Source organism: Synergistaceae bacterium, from assembly GCA_012728235.1.
In the GTDB taxonomy this organism is placed as follows: domain Bacteria; phylum Synergistota; class Synergistia; order Synergistales; family Synergistaceae; genus JAAYFL01.
The window spans coordinates 20,961-39,039 of sequence record JAAYFL010000029.1; the positions used below are offsets into that span (position 1 = coordinate 20,961).

Here is an 18,079-nt window from a genome sequence, read left to right on the forward strand (position 1 = left end):
ACGTAGTTTTTCCAAAAATGGATTATTGCTGATGAAGAGGAGAACACAAAACCTCTCGATTATAATCGAGAGGTTTTGTAATTTTCTGGTGAGACTCGTTATCTCAATCTATAAAAGACATAATGACCTCATTATAAATCGCAATAATTCATAATACCGTACCAATAAACCGAATTACTAGACGCTTTTATCGCCTCTTGGCTTACAGCTTCTCCCTTTTTTCGCCTTAGATATATGGGATAAATTTTTAGAAACTGCGAATAATTCAGATACCTATCGGCAGTGAGTGATGAGGGAGGTGTATGCTTTTTTGCACTACTAATAATAATTTTATTTCCATCAGAGGTTACAGAAAACCACCTATAATTTTTATTGTTTAAGGGATTTGTATGTAGTTCCAGAGGGGTGCTGCTAAATGTATTGACTATGGTATGCCATAACTCACGATATTTTTCTTCGCTAATTCTATTCTCTATTCCCATATTCAGCACCTCTTTACCTTCCTCACATAATGAATTTTCTGTGTTGCACTCAAACGCATTCATGCAGTATTTTTTAATGTCTTCAAATTCGTTCTCGGATAAGGGTGTAGCACTAAGTCCTTCCCTAAGCCACATACCGCTCTGTCTAATTTGAATTTCTGGACTATACTTACCGTACCACTTGGAACTTGTCGTGAAATCTGAGGTGCTATGGAGTGTCGCAATAATGCCTTCCTCTAAACGGAGTCGTTCAGTTTGTGTGGCAACCGGGAAGCAGACAAAAGTAAAATTCTCTCGAATATATTTGCTGATTTGCTGCTCTAATTTCTTCTGAAATTCAGGATTGTATGTGCTGCCCATCTGTGCGACAACTTCGGGTTTGCTAGTATTCTTATTCCATGCTGATAAATATGTGTGATTTCCCTTGTTTAGGATGGCTCGTCCGATGTTCTTACGGAAGATGCTGCCGTCCTTGTTCTCCCGTACAAAATGATCTTTCAGACGCCCTTTTAACCGACCATCACTGCTATGAGTTCCCACACGGACAATTCTGTCAAACTCGTGATACATCTCACCTTTTTCAAAGACGATATAAATTCCGCTGTCAAACGGTATTGTGTCTATGTCATCCCAATGTAGTCGCAGCATAGCGCCAAACAATCGGTGTAACTTATAACTCATAGCTGTGCTAGCGTCTGTCGGGCCGGAGAGCAAATGGTTAAGCTTTTTCAACATCTTCCCAATTGAAAGGTTAATTAGAGGAAGCGTGGCGTGCGGAAGATGCGTTTGCAGCGGTTCGCAATAGTATTTGCTGGCAAGGATGACAAACTCGGTCTGACTTACATCGTATCGTGTCTTAAGTTGTGCAGCAACCTTGTTACCCCAAGCGACAACTTCCACAGAGGATTTGCCTTTTAGCGTCTCATTATAAGGCGCAATCACATCATTCAAGGCAACGAGTCCATGCTTTGCGGAAAGGACGTAAATGTCGGAAGAGATACGTTCGGCATAGTTAAGCGATTTTGTAAATATATTGCTTGCACTGTATAGTTCCCGTGCCTCGCAAGGTGCAGCAAGCTTTGCTTTTGTGCAAGAAATTAAAACGACTGTTTTTCTACTCACATTGCCCCTCCTTTAGCTTACAGCGGTCTCTGGCTTGTAGGTCTCAATATATTTCTTTATGTCCAGCAGAATTACGCTCAATGAAACAAAGCGGCCAAAGCTCTGTATGTGAGCCTTGACCGCCTTGTTATAAAGATTTTCCAAATATTCTAAAAAAATAAGAAATCCGGACACACTACCAATTGGTATTAGGCTCGGATAATATGATTCTGGTGGAGGTAAGCGGGATCGAACCGCTGACCTCTTGAATGCCATTCAAGCGCTCTCCCAGCTGAGCTATACCCCCATAGTGAACATGGGCAATTATACTGATTAGTGTGAGCGCTGTCAAGGTTATGATACTGGCATGGATAGAAAAACAGCACTTAGAAAAACCGGAAATACAATATTAATATTGTCAGTTTTCATTTTGACCGTGATTTATTCTTCCACTTCGTTTGCGATGACAAGAGAAGAGTTTCTGCCAAAAATCTTTCAAATTTTGGAATATACTCTTCCGGACAAAAACCTTACTCAAACAGAAAACGACCTAACTACTATGGACGCGGTACGACTCTCTCTGGAAGCGATGGGGTGGGACTTTGTCATCACTGCATATGGACGTGCGACTCTGCTTCCGGAATGGAGCGAGAAAGATCCGCTTTATGAAATAGCGAGCAATATGTCTCCGCCTCTTCCCAAACAGCTGCTTGCTTCCTTCGGTAAACCCTTTACAGAAGATAAAATGCCCATACTTTCTGAATGGATAGCTAATTGTAAAAAAAATGTCTCTTGGAAAGCCTCTTTTAAATCAGATGGCACTGACCTCATACTCAAAAAACGTGGAGTGGGAAATCCCAATTCTTCGGCTAACGGAGATCTTGAAAAGGGTGTAAATGAACCCCTTTACATTGCCATGTTAGCAATAGATATAATAGAAGTCCCCTCTCAGATTATTTCTGCTGTGATGATTGGCTCTGAAAAAGCAACCCTGTCTACAATAGCAAATGAAAATTACAACGTAGTTGGTGCAATTAACGGAGGATACTTTGCAGGAAGCAAGCCTGTGGGTATATTAAAAACCCAAGGACGTATGGATAATGGAAAGTTTCATCCGAAACGTTCCGCTTTTGGATGGAATAAAGAGGGGCGCGCTGTGTTTATCGACGGAGAAATGACAGACGATATTTCAAAAAACAAAAGTTATGATATTTATACGGAGATTCTTCAGGCCGGCCCCCTTTTGATTAAAAATGGACGAGTTGTTGATAATAGCGAGATGTTAAACGAAAACATATTAAACAAGCGTCACCCTCGCACGCTTGTAGGAACAGATGGCAAAAGAGTCTATTGGGCTGTCATTGATGGTCGCAACAATATGCATAGTGTAGGAGCAACCATTCAAGAAACCAGAAAAATTTGCCTTAATTTAGGTTTAACTACCGCTTTGAATTTAGATGGTGGCGGCTCCAGTTCAATCTGGTGGAGAGACTTTACATTCACGTCTCCAAGCAACAAAAGCGAGGAAGAACGTCCTATTCCATATGCAATACTCATGTTTAAGCCTGGAACGCCGGTCAAGGATTAACTGTTATAATAAAGCGGTTTGCTTTTTTTCAAATACAAAAAGATGTAGAATAACCGAAATGAAACAGTTCTTTTTATAAAAAGCTATAAAAAACATAAAACAGAGTGCGGGTGCTATATATGACAGAAAAACTTTATGCCTTAGATTTTAGCCACGAAGAATGGAAAGTATGGCTCGAAGAGGAGCTTAATCAGCCTAAGTTCCGAGCTGATCAACTTTGCCAATGGCTTTGGCAAAAAAACACTTTTGATACAGAAGAAATGACAAATCTCTCCCTGGCACTCAGAGAACAGCTTGAGAAACGCCTGAATTTTTCACTCCCTTACTTGTTAAATATGCAGAAATCACAAATAGACGGGACGAGAAAATATCTTTGGCAACTTACGGACGGAAATACGATTGAGTCTGTATTGCTCAAGCAAAATGATAGATTGACGGCATGCCTCTCCACACAGGTAGGGTGTCCTCTTGGATGTACTTTCTGTGCGACTGGCCTTTCCGGCTATGTTAGAAATCTTTCTGCGGGAGAAATTGCAGCACAGTTTCTCGCTATGGAAAAGATGTCGGACAGAAAAATAAACAACATTGTCTTTATGGGAATGGGAGAACCCTTCCTTAACACAGATGCTTTGCTTAAATCCATCTCCATGCTTAATTCGGAAAAGCAAAGAAATTTAGGGATAAGACAGATGACCGTCTCTACCTCCGGTATTATTCCAGGCATAAAACAGCTATCTGAATCCGGATTGGGTGTAAAGTTGGCAATCTCACTAAATGCTGCAGATGATGAACTGCGCAGCTCCTTGATGCCGATTAATAACACATATCCCGTGTCAGAATTGCGAATGGCCATGGTAGAGTATCAGAAGAAAACAGGGAATAGGATAACTATCGAATATGCTCTTCTCGGTGGTGTAAATGACGGAGTTGAACATGCCAGAGAGTTGATTCGTTTCTTAAAAGGGATTCATGTCTATATAAATCTCATTCCATACAATGATACAGACGGTAGATATGAAAAACCTGAAGCAGAGAGTATTCTCAAGTTTAGAAACGTTTTAACAACAGCGGGATTCGAAGCAGAATTCCGCCATAGCCTAGGTATGGATATTGCAGCTGCCTGCGGACAATTAAGACGAAAGACTTTAGCAAACGCCCAGCCTGAAGAGCCCTCAATGCCACGTCCCGTAAAAAACAACGTCCAAACTGCAAGGAAAGTTCCAGCTCCTTTACATAAAAACAGAAAAACAGAATCTTCATCCGATGGGAAGAAGAGAAGGATAGACAAGCCAGAATCTGATCGCTATAGAAGCGGAAAAATGAAAAGCGCCCGTCCCTCTTACAGAGGACAGAGTGAAAAAGATGGCGACACAAAAGAGACAAGAGCATCTTTCGGTGCGAAAACATCAAAAGCTCCTAGTAAATTTGATGCTTCACGAGGGAAAGTAGATAAAAAATATAAGAGTAGAACGGTAAGGGACACCAAGAAAACAAAAGAGGAAAGACCTGGCAAGAAAAAAACAGGGAAATAATCTCGAGAATTCAGACAGGCTCTGCAGCGATTAGACGCATTAGCTCCTTTATCTTTAACCGAGTTTCTATTTTATTTTTTGTTTTACACAAATAAAGAATCAACTATTTTAAGAGGGAGGATATTATGAGATTTCTATTTTTTTTATTGATCGGAACTATGATATTCGGCTTTAAATTTCCGGCTTATGTCATGTTATTCGCTCTTCTTGCCATTGTATTGTTTTTTGTAATGATGTTTAACTTGGCACGAAAGGGAGGCGCTTTTAAAATATATACCAACCGCCCCTTTACTCAATATAAAGACTTTTCCGACAGATCGGGAAGCGCTTCCGAAAGATATCACGGAGAGACTGTTATTGATATAGACACTCCAATGCAAACACACGAACCGGATATTTTTGAAGAAGAGGGAGAGATTATAGAGCTGCCTTCTTCTGCTCTAAGAAAAGAGTAGTTACGTATAATTGAAAAAAACATAAAGAAATTGTAATCTTTTTAAATACTGTCGTGCCACACTACGTTAATTCTATCGCTCTTTTATAATTTTTTTATTTTCGTGCTCTAACACTCCAAAAGCTTTTCCTTCTCTGAGCGCTTGAGCTTTTTGATTTCCATCTCACGAGAGAGCGCTTCTTCCTTGGTTTCGAAAGACTCTGTATAACACAGCAAAACAGGAGTTCTGCCTCTAGTATATTTTGCTCCGGACCCATTGTTGTGAGCCAGAATACGTTTATCCACGTCATATGTCCAACCCGTGTAGAGTGTACTGTCAGAACATCTAACAATATATACATAGGCCGTCATATCGAATAGGTTCCTTCCGGCATATTTCTCTCTCTGTGTTGTTGAGGTGTCGTAAATATGTCCACCCCAAACTGTCTTAATAAGAACTTAATAAAACCTGCAGGAGACAGTTCCCCGCTCTCAATGAGACTATTAAACGCTCGTACAATTTTAGAAAATATTAATATATTTTTTGTGAAATCAAAAGGACCGGTAAAGCGAGATATAAAGCTGCCCCAGTCTGTTAATTTCTCCAAAAAGCTCTCAACCCCCGAGTCTTTTCTCACGAGAGAAACATTTGCAAAAGATGGGGTTGAGCTAAATATAACGCTTATTAAAATCAGAACCGTAATAATTTTTTTTATCTTAATCTACGACCTCTCCACAACCTTTTCATATATTACCACTTATTCTTTTATGTATTTTATTAAAACCTAACTATGCTTTCCGTGATGCCAAATCTTTTAGCTCTTGCAGCTCTTCCGGCTCCATATTCTTCGATATCCAAGATGAGTAGACAGAATTATTATGTAGCAGAGGTTCCGTGGCAAGAGCAGGAATCTCCTTAACAGCATGTGCGAATGTAACTGTTCCCGGAATGGGAGAAAATTCTGCAAGTTTAGGTTTGCCGCCGCAATCTCGGACAAATCTTATTGTATCCTTCACTGACTTCAAACTCTGTCCGGGCAAGCCTAAAAGAATATATGTCTCACAGTCATTCGTGCTATAACCAACATTTAAAAGGTTTTTAACGGCGCTTTCATACTCATTCCACTTTACTTTATCACTGCCTGTTCTTGCAATTTCTGTGTCGATACTCTCAAGGGACAGTCTTAACGTGACAAAGTTTGTGCTCTTTAACATTTCCGCACATTTCGCATCTATCTCTCTTACGTGAAGACCGTTAGGAGTATGTAGACGGATAGAAGATTTATAAAAAGCTGAGATTTTTTCAAAGAGAGGATAAGAATAGGCTTCTTTATTTAATAGAAGTGCATCATCATAAAATGCAAAGTCAGTCGCTCCAAGATTGTTTTGCATCTCTATTTCTCCGAGTACCTCAGCAATGTTTCGTTTATAAAATGTGGGCCATAAAATATTTGAAGCACAGTATTCACATGAAAGAGGGCAACCGAAAGAGGTCATAGTTACTCCATATGTTATATTTTCATAAAGATTCATAGCAGGATAGGGAACATCAGGTAGCCAATTGTCTGTGACAATGTAGTCTGCCGCAAGAGTTTCGGTGTGTTTCGGACATAATTTGGCATAGATTCCTCCAAGAATGATAGGCGTGTCATCAAATATCTCACGAGTGAGATCTATTATTTCTTTTACTCCGCCATACCAGTAGGTCATAAGAGAGGTCAAAAACACAACGTCCGGTTTGCCAATGGCAAGCAGCTTTTTCCTTATCTCTTCTGTTCCTAATCCAAATCGATGATACCTTCTTTTTATTCCCTGATATACAGGAGGTTTATTTATCTCCACAGAATCTATTCTCGCTCTGCCATAAGTTTTTATTTGGGATGACCCCTCATGTATTGAATCAAGAAGAAAAACTTCGTTTCCGTTCCTTTTTAACTTTTCAAGAAGATAGAGTAATCCCATCGGTTTAGACCAAAGATCAGCAAAAGAAAAATCATAAACGGGAGGATTGATCCCGATTATTTTTTGTCCTGTCAGAGATAATATTTCATTTATACTTTTTTTTACGTTTTGCATAGACCTCACCATTTCGTAAAAAAAGACTGCAGAGAAGATCTCAACAGTCTTTGTGCTTTAATCTTAATTATGCAGAGAAAGATCTCTTTGCATATTATACTTGTTGTCCCAGAAACATTATTTCAGGAACCCTTTTAAAATTGTTTCTTCCGCCTCTTCATTTGTTAATCCTAGAGACATTAATTTTGTCATCTGCTCTGAGGCAATTTTGCCAATGGCGGCTTCGTGAATTAACTCTGCATCAGAAGCAAACGCAGATATCTCAGGGATAGACGAAACTTGTGCCTGATCCATAATAATTGAGTCGCACTGGATATGACCGCGACATTTTCCGTAGCCGCACAACTTGAAATGAAAAACTTGCTTTGATTCGTCTTTTGCCACAGAACGAGAGATTATCTGTGCTGAGGCGTCCTCTCCGAGCAAATTAATGGTTGTGTTTGATTCGGCTGTTTGATCCAAATCAGTAAGCAGTCTCTCCATCACTACCAAACTAGCATTTTTGTGTAAATGTACCTCTGTATCTCTTACTGTGTTGTCGACTCCCCTTATCTGAAGCATTTCCAGCTCAACGGTAGCGTCCTCTTCAACTTCTATCACTGTTTTGGGATTTAGGATTTTCATCCCGGTTCCCTCTCCCTCGCCGTAATGTTTTTCGATATATTTCATTTTCGCGCCCTTGCGTACAAAAAACTCGTGGATCCCATCATGTTGAGCTTTGTTACCGCATGAATTGTGTATACCACAGCCAGCAACAATAGTAACATCTGAGTTCTCTCCCACTTCAAAACTGTTGTAAACCGTATCGGTCATGTTTTTTGAGATAATAACCGGGATATAAACAGTTTCTCCTTTGGTTTCCGGTTTTATGATTACATCAATTCCCTGTTTGTCTTTCTTAGGGAGAATGTCTATATTTTCAGTTATGTGACGTTCTATGCCCTCTCCATCTTTTCTGATGTTATATGCACCTTCCGGAAGTTCTTCCAGCCCTGCAATTTGTGAGAGCATGTTTTTATCTATCGCATTCAGCAACTGTATTCCCTCCTTTGTTGCAAATCTGACGGCAACGACAATCGGAGTCTATTTGGCGAATCTCACCAAGTATTTTTTCTCTATCGGTTATCTCTGAAACCGTACCGTCTGTTACCATTATGACTTCGTCAGCCAAATCCAGTATTCTCTCTTGATGAGAAACAATCAATATCGTAGTGTTATGTTTTTTATTCATGATTTCAAATGTTTCTCTCAGTCTTTGCATGCTCCATAAATCTATGCCTGCCTCGGGCTCATCAAATATAGCAAGTTTTAAATCTCTGGCTAAAATAGTAGCTATTTCTATTCTCTTCACTTCGCCACCGGAAAAGCTCGCGTTAATTTCTCGGTCTATATAATCTTGCGAACAGAGTCCAACATCGTAGAGAAGGTCACACATTTCAAGCAATCCTATATCGCCTGCCGCCATCTCTAAAAGTTCGCGGACTTTAATCCCCTTAAAACGTGCTGGCTGCTGGAAAGCATAGCCCACACCCATACGTGCTCTCTCATAGAGCTCTTTGTTTGTAATATCAACGCCATCAAGCAAGATTTGGCCAGCCGTAGGTTGATAGATGCCCATTATAGATTTGGAAATAGCAGATTTACCGCCTCCGTTAGGGCCGGTCATTACATATATTTTTTTGTCTTCAAGAGTGAAGTTTACATTTCTGAGTATTTCGACTTCACCATCGTCGCCTTTTAGCGTTAATCCCAGGTTTTTAACTTCTAACATTTATATCTCTCCCTAAAACAGCCCTACATCTTCCCGCAACATTTTTATAAAGGGAAAACGTCTCTTTTGCTGACATGAGTTCGAAAAAATCGATTTTACATTATATCTTATTATCACAACTATTCATAATAAAAATAATCTTTTTAGACTATGAATTGTCTATCGGTGAGAATAACAAAATAACAACTGCTGTTCAAGCGTAAAATACCGAAAAACGCTGTTTCTCGCCTTTTGCCAAAATAAGAAAAGAATGTTTTTAGTATTAACACTTTCCTGCAGTAACGCCACTGTTTAAAGTTCGTTATTACTAATAAAGTTTATTTTCTTTCCAACTTTTTATCACTCTGATAAAATCTTTCCCATATTTTTCGAGCTTTACTTCACCAACACCTGGCATTGCCATAAATTTACTTCTATTTGTGGGCTGTGCTATTGCCATGGCTGTTAGGCTTTTATCGGAAAATACAAAGAATGGAGGACGCCCTTCTTCTGTCGACAGCTGTTTCCTGAGTGAACGCAATATTTCAAATAGCTCTTCGTCCATCGTCCCTTCCGGAAGCTTTTCGGACGTGAGAGATGAGTCTTTAAAAATTCTTTTCTCGCCTTTTTGTCTCATTACTAGTTTTGAATCTCCGTTTAGAAAATCAATGCTTTTTTGATTGAAGGAAAGGACTGGAAACTCTGTGTCTTCTGTCTGCAAGAAGTTTTCGGAAATCAGAAAGTCTACTTTTCTTCGTAAACTTTTTACACTCTCTTCTTTCATTATTCCCCAGGTTGAAATTTTATCAAATCCCAAAGCCTTAATTTGTGCTTTTTTTGAGCCGCGAAGAACATCTATTAAGATAGAACTGCCGAAATTACGGCCTCCGCTGCTTTCTTTCATGCGATAGACGGAAGAAAGTATTTTTTTTGCACTTTCTGTAATATCTACAAGTTCCGCCTCTGATTTACAGTTGCCGCAAGAACCACAGTTTTCTTTCTCAACTTCCTCTCCGAAGTAGCTCAAAATTGAAGCCCTGAGACATTTTTCTGAATGACAGTAATTTAGCATAACTCTAAGTTTTTTATAGTCCGCTTTTTTAATGTCAGTATTTTCAATTTGTGATATGAAGTAGCGAGCTGTAGTTATATCTTTAGCTCCAAACAAAAGAATACAGTCCGCCGGGAGCCCATCTCTTCCTGCCCGGCCTGCTTCTTGATAGTAAGCATCCATGTTAGGGGGCATATTATAGTGAATTACATATCGAACATTTGACTTATCTATGCCCATGCCAAAAGCGTTTGTCGCAACGATTATCCCTACTTCATCCGATATGAAAGCCTCTTGATTGCTCTTTCTCTCTTCATCACTCAACCCGGCATGATAGCGAACGGCAGATATCCCTGTGCGACATATCTTGCTACAAACTTCTTCCACATTTTTTCTCGTAGAACAGTAAATTATGCCGGAATGTGAGCGATGTTTTTTTACATAATTCAGCAGGAAATCTATTTTAATATCCGGATGCTCCACCTGAAAAAAAAGGTTTTCTCTATCGAAACCCGTTGCAATAATTAACGGAGATATTAGTCCGAGACGTATCTTGATGTCTTCTTGCACTTCCGGAGTTGCGGTTGCTGTAAACGCAGCTACTACGGGTCGTTTACTCAGAGATGCTATAACGGGTGCAATATTCAAATATGCTGGCCTAAAATCGTGTCCCCATTGAGAAACACAGTGCGCCTCATCAATAACAAGCAGCTCTACTTTAATAGAGTGAAAAAAACGAAGAAAACTTTTATTGTTGAAGCGTTCTGGTGCAATATAGAGAAGTTTAACTTTTCCTTCCGCTACTAAATTAAAAGTTGAAACAACATCATCCCACTCCATAGTGCTGTTTATGGAGACTGCTGATATGTCATTTTGTACAAGTGCATCAACTTGGTCTTTCATAAGTGAAATGAGAGGAGAAATTACTACTGTTGTACTTTTGCTTAAAATAGCAGGAATCTGGTAACAAAGTGACTTCCCGGCTCCAGTTGGCATAACGCCAATTACGTCATCTCCTCTGAGTATGGCGTCGATAACGGGTTCCTGTCCTCTACGAAAAGATACGTATCCAAACTCATTTTTAAGAATATCTATTGGCAACTTAGATTGTGACAAAATATCATCCCTTCATAATGCATCCGCAAAACAGTATAACATTTCAAAGGATGAATAGAAAAAACTCCACTTTCATTTTTTACGAAGTAGAGTTTTCTTTTTCTTTCCTTGATATTAGTGATAAAGCTTGGGAAACAGTGTTGCTATAAAGCTGCTTTAAATATGTTTAGAACGTCCTGAGAGTCCAATGGCTTGATATTTCCAATCTTTCCGTTCGAAACGGCATGTTTTGCCATCTCCTCAAATCTTTCTTCTCCAATGCCTATTTCTCTAAGTGTGGTGGGAATTCCTAGGGATACAAAGAAATCTCTCGTTTTCTGAATAGCCATACGGGCTATCTTGAAGTTGTAAACGGTGGGGTTAATTCCCCAAACATTTACTCCATATTCAACGAAGTTATCTACGGTATGTTTATCGAGCACATACTCCATCCAATGAGGCGTTAGAATCGCAAGTCCTACACCATGAGTTATGTCATAAAATGCACTCAGTTCGTGCTGCATTGCGTGTACGCTCCACTCTGTCTCTTTCCCCAGACTTAAAAGGCCATTTATTGCAAGACTGGAAGCCCACATCAAGTTGGCTCTGGCCTCATAGTTCTCCGGCTCATCTATGGCGAGTTTCCCATATTTTATGCAAGTTAAAAGGAGTGCCTCTGACATTCTGTCTTGTAGATATGCACTTTTTGTGGTGCTGAAGTAGACTTCAAAAATATGGCTCATTATATCTGCCGTACCGGCTGCAGTTTGTTCTTTAGGCACGGTAAAGGTATAAGTAGGATCAAGAATTGAGAACTTTGGAACCATTTCTTCGTGAAATGTAGAAAGTTTCTCATTAGTTTCTAAATTTGTTATTACTGCTCCGGCATTCATTTCAGAACCGGTTGCAGATAGGGTCAATACCGTTGCAATAGGTAGAACTTTTTTGATTTTTCTGTAGTCAAGAACTATCTCCCACGGGTCTCCCTCGTAATAATAGCCGGCACCAATAACTTTTGCACAATCTATAACGCTTCCTCCGCCCACTGCGAGGATTAAGTCTATTTTGTTATCCTTACATAGCCTGATTCCGTCTCTTACGCTTGATATTTTCGGGTTGGGTTCAACTGAGGGAAGTTCGCAAAAATATATGTTGTTCTCTTTTAGAATTTTTACTACTTCCTCATATATCCCCGTTGCTTTTATGCTTCCTCCTCCATATACGAGAAGAATTCTGCTCCCATATTTTTTTATTTGTTCTCCCAACACGTTAATCTGATTCTCACCAAAAAATATTTCAGTCGGCACAGAATAATAAAAATTTAACATGGTCATTGCCTCCTCTGCAAAATAGACAATCCTTTTTGTATAAAATGTATGTCGCAGAAAAACTCAATTTATCATATGCGTATTTGGTACTATATTTTTCTCATAATACTTTACAATATAACATATCGTGCCACGGCTATAATATGTAGTTTCCCCGCTTGTATATGAGCGAAAACACTGTTTTAGGCAAAGGATTGTTTTTTGCTATAATCTTTCTATGATTCTATGATTTAATTCGATTTTTTATAAGAACATATTCTTTTTAAAAATTTAATATGAATGAGGGATTGATGAGAGGAGTTAGATTGTTTGAACGTTATTACAGAGAAAACAAAAGAAGTTTTTTTTGCTGTATTGCCTATAACGCTAATTGTAACTTTTCTTAACTTTACAATTACGCCGCTTGGAATGCATCTTTACTTAAGATTTTTGATAGGGGCTTTTTTTATAGTTGTAGGGCTCACTGTTTTCCTTTTGGGTGTTGATATGGGGGTAACGCCAATCGGTACTCGTATGGGAACGGCAGTAGCAAAAAGCAACAGCGTAGCGATAGTTATTATAGCAGGCCTTGTATTGGGTTTTGCTATCTCTGTTGCGGAGCCGGATCTTCATATTCTTGCACAACAAGTAAGAATGGTTACGGCAAATAGCATCGGAAAAGCAAGCATCATACTTGTCGTCTCGGTGGGCATCGCATTCGTAATGGCATTAGGATTCGTTCGAATAGTATTCAATATTGCATTGAATAAGCTTTTAACCGCCCTCTATTTTATCATCCTGATGTTGGGAATTTTTACCCCCAAAGAATTTTTAGCGATAGCTTTTGATGCATCCGGTGCCACAACTGGCGCAATAACCACTCCATTTATGCTGGCCCTAGCCTTGGGTATATCGTCTTTAAAAAAGGACAGCAAATCTTCTGAAGAAGACAGTTTCGGCCTAGTAGCCATTGCATCAGCCGGAGCCATTATTGCAGTCATGGTGATGGGAATACTTTCTAAAACAGAAAGCCTAGAAGGTACCCTCCCTGCGACAGACCTTTTGTCATCCTCTCTGATGGGCCCCTTCCTCGAAAACGCCCCTGTTATTTTAGGCGAGGTTATTTTGGCGCTTCTGCCGGTAACTCTTATTTTCGCAATATTTCAAAAGATTTCATTTAAACTCTCAAAAAGAACTGTAAGCAGAATAGTTTTGGGAATCGTATTTTCCCTAATAGGACTTGTTCTCTTTCTGACTGGAGTAAATGGAGGATTTATGGAAGTCGGAAGTATAATAGGAAATAAACTCGCTCTTTTTGATAATAAATATTATCTGATAGGTATAGGCTTTATTTTAGGATTCGTTACCATTCTCGCAGAACCGGCTGTTTATGTTCTCACTCAGCAAATTGAAGAGGTCACCAGTGGTTATGTCAGAAGAAGTTTGGTAATGGGCGCTCTGAGTTTGGGTGTGGGAAGCGCTGTGGCGTTGGCAATGATTAATATTTTAAGTCCGCAAATAGAGCTTTGGCACTTTTTGCTTCCGGGCTATATCATTTCTATAGCATTGGCATATTATGTTCCGGGACTTTTTGTCGGAATATCTTTTGACTCAGGTGGGGTGGCATCTGGTCCCATGACAGCCACTTTCATATTAGCATTCGCTCATGGAGCAGCCAATGCCATTGAAGGTGCAAGTGTTTTAACGGACGGCTTTGGCGTTATTGCCATGGTTGCTCTCAGTCCTATGATCGCATTACAGATTTTGGGAGTATTCTTTAGAATTAAATCGCCGAGCAGGAGGAGTTAGAAAATGATTAATGATAACACGGTTTTCGATCTCATTTGGGTTATTGTTAATTTTGGCAAGGGCAGCAGCGTTTTGCAAACAGCAAAGAAATGTGGCGCTACTGGAGGAACTGTTGTTCTTGCGAAGGGCACAGCCAACAGCTCTTTTATAAGCTACTTGGGACTAACAGAGATACGCAAAGAGATTGTCCTGATGGCGTGTAATAAAGAAACATCAAAATGTGTCCTTGAAACCCTTAATGAAAAATTTCAATTTGAAAAGCCAAAACATGGAATAGCCTTCACTACAGCTCTCCATACCGTTATAGGTTCAGTCGGCTGTATTTTGACAAACTCGAAAAAGCTAGAAAGAGGAGATGAATCAATGTACTGTTCAATAACCGTTATCGTTGAAAAGGGAAAAGCAGAAGATGTAGTTGACGCGGCGACCGCTGCCGGCTCAAAAGGCGGAACTATTATAAATGCAAGAGGCTCCGGTATTCACGAAACGAGTAAATTATTCTTCATGGATATCGAACCGGAAAAAGAAATGGTCTTAATTCTCTCTGAGAAGTGTGATAGCGATGCCATCATCTCTTCAATTCGAGAAAAAATTGACATAAAAGAACCGGGAAAAGGCATAATCTTTGTTCAAGATGTCAATAAAGTCTACGGATTAGCCAAGTAATACGTAATCTAATGCAAATATAGAAATTGCCGATTGGCTTATTGTTTTCAATCTTTTCCATTCTAAAAGTATATTTTTAAAATGGTATAATAATTGAAGAAAATACTAAACATATAAAGGAGGCAAAAGGAAAAATGAATGAAAATTCCAATTGTTGGCTGTGGAAAGCAGTTTTTCTCGGCTTTGTTTTTGCCATATCGGTCCTCGTCATTAAACCGGTAGGGGTATCAACGCAATTTTCAATGGTAGGAGGAATGATACACAGTGCAGTAGATTCCTCTGTAATCACTGAAAATGCAGAGAGCAAACATGGCTACAGTAGCACAAATGCTTACTACAACAAAAGCGGTGGATCTCTTGCCAAGAACATAAAGAACCCCTTGAATTTCGCCATGGTGTTTTTACTTGCGATTCCTCTGGGTGGTTTTGTAGCCTGGTCTTTGGATCCAAAGAAAAAAACAAGCTGTCAGGTGGAGGAGATAAAAGACTCCAAGGGATTTAAAAATTTCTGTAAAAAATATTATATCCGAGAGTTTGTGGGTGGATTTATCTTCCTCTTCGGAGCAAGGCTTGCAGACGGATGTACAAGCGGACATATGATGAGCGGCATAATGCAGGGCAGCGTGAGCGGATTCGTTTTTGCGATAGCTGTCTTTGTTGTAGCTATCCCAGTCGCCTTACTCTTTAAAAAGATGGATTGGGGGGTATAGTTATGAATCTTCTTATCGGTCTAATTACAGGAGCATTATTTGGTGCAGCATTATATCTTGCCGGCGTTGCATGTCCTCCTAAAATGAGGGCAACTCTAAGATTAGAGGATAATACAATCTTTAAGATTATGCTCTTCGCTTTAGGGCTCGCCACAGCTTCACTATATGTTTTTGACCTATTCAACATACTAGATTTATCGCATCTAAGCATTAAAACAATGCATTTGGGAGTAATAGTCGGTGGAATTATATTTGGTGTGGGATTCGGAATGGTCGGCTCCTGCCCCGGCACCGCAGCTGCAGCTATCGGAACCAATATCTACAAACAAGCTATTGTAATTGTACTTGGCGGCTTTGCCGGAGCTTTGGTCTATTCACTCGTATACGAGAAAATAGCTGCAACCGGAATTTTCAATGTGTTAAATTACGGCAAACTCACTCTTTTTAATATCTCTGACAAATTCCCCTCAGTATTTAATATTGGGTATGTCGGTCTCTTGATACTTGGAATCGTGCTGATGGTTATAGGATATTTGATTCCTGTCAAGAATAAATAACAAAAGAGAATCTTAAATAATCAATACTTTTTAGAGGTAGGCGGGACATTGTCCCGCCTATTTTTATATTTACTCTATATAAACAATAATTATCATTGCTCCTACAAACACAATTATGCTATCCTCTATCTTACAACGCTTTTACAATTCTACATAAGGAGACGACGCTCCTGTTGAAGAACACTTTAAATTTGCGGATTGGCTTTATAGGGGCCGGAAAGGCAGCCGTAACACTCGGTGCTTATTTCCGAGACAAAGGATTGAAAATTTCCGGTTATTCAAGCCTTAAGCTAAAATCTGCTCAATCTGCGGCAAAAATAACTTCCTCCTTCCCGTTCAAAGATATTGCCAATCTCATTTCTTCTTCTGAAATAATTTTCATTTCTACTCCAGACAGAGACATTGCAGAAGTATGGCAAAACATAAAAAAATATAATTTAAAAGGCAAAATAATTTGTCATCTCAGCGGCTCCCTTTCATCATCTATTTTCTCTGAAGCCGATAAACTGGGAAGCCATGGCTACTCGATACATCCGATGTTTCCCTTCAGTAATAAGGAGGGTGATTTCGAAGGGCTAGAAAACGCCACTTTTACTATAGAAGGGACAGCGGGGGGAATAGATGTAATTAAAGAAATCTTTAAAACAACTGACAATAAATGCTGCTTTATAGATAAAAAGCAAAAAATACAGTATCATGCGGCTAACGTTATGGTCTCAAATCTCATAACAGCGCTTATTAGTATCGGAGTCAAATCTTTAGGCAATCTTTGGGACTCAGAAAAAGAAGCATTTGAAGCACTACTGCCCCTTATTCAAGGAAATATTTATAACATAAGAAAAAAAGGTTTTATTGATTCACTTACAGGACCTACGGAACGCAACGATATAGAAACTATAAAGGAACACATGACAGAGCTAAACGGGGATAAACGCTTAATATATGCTCTGCTTACGAAAGAGTTAATAGAAATTTCAAAGGTGAAACATCCTGAAAGGGACTATGCAGAGCTTCAGAAACTTCTTGAGAGCTTTGACTGCTAAAACTTTTATTTATGAGAGGATAAAAACATGAAACAGACAACCACAACATTTAAAGAGGCTAAAATTAAAAAAGAAAAACTTGTCGTTATAACGGCTTACGATTATTCTATGGCCAAACTTGCCGATGCTTGCGGAGTAGATGCAATCCTTGTAGGAGATTCTCTAGGGATGGTCTGTCTGGGTTATAAGGATACACTTAGGGTCACAATGGCGGATATGATACATCATAGCAAAGCTGCATATAATGGTATCAACAATGCTCTTCTGATTACCGATATGCCTTTTATGTCATATTGTGTTTCTATTGAAGAAAGCGTGCGAAATGCAGGACGTCTCGTACAAGAAGGCTATGCTGAAGCGGTGAAACTTGAAGGTGGAGCAGATGTAGTTCCACATGTTGCGGCCATAGTAAAAGCACAAATTCCTGTTATGGGACATCTTGGATTGACTCCTCAGTCTATAAATATTTTTGGGGGCTTCAAAGTACAGGGGCAACAGCTAGAAACAGCACGAAAGCTCATAGATGACGCTAAACGACTTGAGGATGCAGGAGCTTTTTCTATCACACTAGAGTGCGTCCCTTCAGATCTTGCGCAAAAGATAACAGAGGCAGTATCTATCCCAATAATAGGCATCGGTGCAGGACCTCACTGTGATGGACAGGTTCTCGTCTACCACGACGTTCTTGGTATGTTCTCAGATTTTAGACCAAAGTTTGTCAAACTATTTGCTGCTACAGGAGAATCTATTATGACGGGAATAAGCAGATACGTAGAAGAAGTGCGAAAGGGAGACTTCCCGACAAAGGAGCATACTTTTAAAATTGATGCAAATATAATAGAAAAGTTATAATTCTATTGTAAATAACGACAGCAAAAA

General features: G+C 39.4%; 17 protein-coding genes and 1 tRNA gene. 9 read left to right on the plus strand and 9 right to left on the minus strand.

The genetic code is table 11. The features are described 5' to 3' along the window. Nucleotides 1-131 precede the first annotated feature (131 nt). Together GXZ13_02500 and GXZ13_02505 are read right to left on the minus strand one after the other, a co-directional pair. Entirely contained in the window at nt 132-1,604 is a 1,473-nt protein-coding gene (locus GXZ13_02500) for a hypothetical protein (GenBank protein NLX74709.1), read from the minus strand. A 210-nt stretch (nt 1,605-1,814) separates the two neighbouring features. Next, nucleotides 1,815-1,890, minus strand: a tRNA-Ala gene (locus GXZ13_02505). Nucleotides 1,891-1,950: 60 nt separating this feature from the next. On the opposite strand from GXZ13_02505, the gene GXZ13_02510 reads away from it, so the two are divergent. The 3 genes from GXZ13_02510 to GXZ13_02520 all read left to right on the plus strand — a co-directional run bounded on the left by GXZ13_02510 (nt 1,951) and on the right by GXZ13_02520 (nt 5,158). After that, the gene (locus GXZ13_02510; protein NLX74710.1) at nt 1,951-3,171 is read left to right on the plus strand and encodes a phosphodiester glycosidase family protein; all 1,221 of its coding nucleotides are present in this window, start codon (nt 1,951-1,953) and stop codon (nt 3,169-3,171) included. A gap of 119 nt (nt 3,172-3,290) precedes the next feature. Further along, nucleotides 3,291-4,703 (plus strand): 23S rRNA (adenine(2503)-C(2))-methyltransferase RlmN, encoded by a 1,413-nt coding sequence (gene rlmN / locus GXZ13_02515; GenBank protein NLX74711.1) that lies wholly within the window; start codon nt 3,291-3,293, stop codon nt 4,701-4,703. 125 nt (nt 4,704-4,828) lie between these two features. Continuing rightward, complete coding sequence (locus GXZ13_02520) at nt 4,829-5,158, plus strand: hypothetical protein (protein NLX74712.1); 330 nt, start codon at nt 4,829-4,831, stop codon at nt 5,156-5,158. Nucleotides 5,159-5,265: 107 nt separating this feature from the next. On the opposite strand, the gene GXZ13_02525 is transcribed toward GXZ13_02520, so the two are convergent. The 7 genes from GXZ13_02525 to GXZ13_02555 form a co-directional block, all read right to left on the minus strand. Further along, nucleotides 5,266-5,508, minus strand: coding sequence for a GIY-YIG nuclease family protein (locus GXZ13_02525; GenBank protein ID NLX74713.1), 243 nt, complete (start codon nt 5,506-5,508; stop codon nt 5,266-5,268). Continuing rightward, entirely contained in the window at nt 5,505-5,744 is a 240-nt protein-coding gene (locus tag GXZ13_02530) for a hypothetical protein (protein ID NLX74714.1), read from the minus strand. Before GXZ13_02530 ends, GXZ13_02525 begins: the two co-directional genes overlap by 4 nt. Nucleotides 5,745-5,925: 181 nt before the next feature. Beyond that, complete coding sequence (locus GXZ13_02535) at nt 5,926-7,212, minus strand: radical SAM protein (GenBank protein NLX74715.1); 1,287 nt, start codon at nt 7,210-7,212, stop codon at nt 5,926-5,928. Nucleotides 7,213-7,329: 117 nt separating this feature from the next. Continuing rightward, nucleotides 7,330-8,247 carry a SufD family Fe-S cluster assembly protein gene (locus GXZ13_02540; GenBank protein NLX74716.1) on the minus strand — a complete coding sequence of 306 codons (918 nt, stop codon included), beginning with the start codon at nt 8,245-8,247 and terminating at the stop codon, nt 7,330-7,332. Then, nucleotides 8,228-8,983 carry an ATP-binding cassette domain-containing protein gene (locus tag GXZ13_02545; protein NLX74717.1) on the minus strand — a complete coding sequence of 252 codons (756 nt, stop codon included), beginning with the start codon at nt 8,981-8,983 and terminating at the stop codon, nt 8,228-8,230. The genes GXZ13_02540 and GXZ13_02545 overlap by 20 nt, the downstream gene beginning before the upstream one ends. 307 nt (nt 8,984-9,290) lie before the next feature. Then, nucleotides 9,291-11,129, minus strand: coding sequence for a DNA helicase RecQ (gene recQ / locus GXZ13_02550; protein NLX74718.1), 1,839 nt, complete (start codon nt 11,127-11,129; stop codon nt 9,291-9,293). Nucleotides 11,130-11,272: 143 nt separating this feature from the next. Then, nucleotides 11,273-12,436, minus strand: a complete 1,164-nt coding sequence (locus GXZ13_02555) for an iron-containing alcohol dehydrogenase (protein NLX74719.1) — start codon at nt 12,434-12,436, stop codon at nt 11,273-11,275. A gap of 309 nt (nt 12,437-12,745) precedes the next feature. Here GXZ13_02555 and GXZ13_02560 point away from each other — a divergent pair, with 309 nt between their 5' ends. The 6 genes from GXZ13_02560 (at nt 12,746) to panB (ending at nt 18,052) form a co-directional block, all read left to right on the plus strand. Then, on the plus strand, nt 12,746-14,224 hold the full coding sequence (locus GXZ13_02560; protein ID NLX74720.1) for a DUF1538 domain-containing protein: 1,479 nt from the start codon (nt 12,746-12,748) through the stop codon (nt 14,222-14,224). Nucleotides 14,225-14,227: 3 nt separating this feature from the next. Next, a complete protein-coding gene (locus tag GXZ13_02565; GenBank protein NLX74721.1) occupies nt 14,228-14,890 on the plus strand; it encodes a P-II family nitrogen regulator in 663 nt (220 codons plus the stop codon). A 134-nt stretch (nt 14,891-15,024) separates the two neighbouring features. Further along, nucleotides 15,025-15,600: a YeeE/YedE family protein gene (locus GXZ13_02570; GenBank protein ID NLX74722.1), complete on the plus strand. Its 576-nt coding sequence runs from the start codon at nt 15,025-15,027 to the stop codon at nt 15,598-15,600. Nucleotides 15,601-15,602: 2 nt separating this feature from the next. Next, entirely contained in the window at nt 15,603-16,157 is a 555-nt protein-coding gene (locus GXZ13_02575; protein ID NLX74723.1) for a YeeE/YedE family protein, read from the plus strand. Between the two features lie 173 nt (nt 16,158-16,330). Continuing rightward, nucleotides 16,331-17,200: a DUF2520 domain-containing protein gene (locus tag GXZ13_02580; GenBank protein NLX74724.1), complete on the plus strand. Its 870-nt coding sequence runs from the start codon at nt 16,331-16,333 to the stop codon at nt 17,198-17,200. 27 nt (nt 17,201-17,227) lie between these two features. Next, the gene (gene panB, locus GXZ13_02585) at nt 17,228-18,052 is read left to right on the plus strand and encodes a 3-methyl-2-oxobutanoate hydroxymethyltransferase (protein NLX74725.1); all 825 of its coding nucleotides are present in this window, start codon (nt 17,228-17,230) and stop codon (nt 18,050-18,052) included. The last annotated feature ends 27 nt before the right edge of the window (nt 18,053-18,079 follow it).

What these genes read in the sequence shown, in the direction of transcription:
- GXZ13_02535 (NLX74715.1), bottom strand. Translation starts at nt 7,212, where the DNA reads ATGCAAAACGTAAAAAAAAGTATAAATGAAATATTATCTCTGACAGGA.
- GXZ13_02510 (NLX74710.1), top strand. Translation starts at nt 1,951, where the DNA reads ATGGATAGAAAAACAGCACTTAGAAAAACCGGAAATACAATATTAATA.
- GXZ13_02575 (NLX74723.1), top strand. Translation starts at nt 15,603, where the DNA reads ATGAATCTTCTTATCGGTCTAATTACAGGAGCATTATTTGGTGCAGCA.
- GXZ13_02520 (NLX74712.1), top strand. Translation starts at nt 4,829, where the DNA reads ATGAGATTTCTATTTTTTTTATTGATCGGAACTATGATATTCGGCTTT.
- GXZ13_02555 (NLX74719.1), bottom strand. Translation starts at nt 12,436, where the DNA reads ATGTTAAATTTTTATTATTCTGTGCCGACTGAAATATTTTTTGGTGAG.
- GXZ13_02545 (NLX74717.1), bottom strand. Translation starts at nt 8,983, where the DNA reads ATGTTAGAAGTTAAAAACCTGGGATTAACGCTAAAAGGCGACGATGGT.
- panB (NLX74725.1), top strand. Translation starts at nt 17,228, where the DNA reads ATGAAACAGACAACCACAACATTTAAAGAGGCTAAAATTAAAAAAGAA.
- rlmN (NLX74711.1), top strand. Translation starts at nt 3,291, where the DNA reads ATGACAGAAAAACTTTATGCCTTAGATTTTAGCCACGAAGAATGGAAA.
- GXZ13_02525 (NLX74713.1), bottom strand. Translation starts at nt 5,508, where the DNA reads ATGACGGCCTATGTATATATTGTTAGATGTTCTGACAGTACACTCTAC.
- GXZ13_02570 (NLX74722.1), top strand. Translation starts at nt 15,025, where the DNA reads ATGAATGAAAATTCCAATTGTTGGCTGTGGAAAGCAGTTTTTCTCGGC.
- GXZ13_02565 (NLX74721.1), top strand. Translation starts at nt 14,228, where the DNA reads ATGATTAATGATAACACGGTTTTCGATCTCATTTGGGTTATTGTTAAT.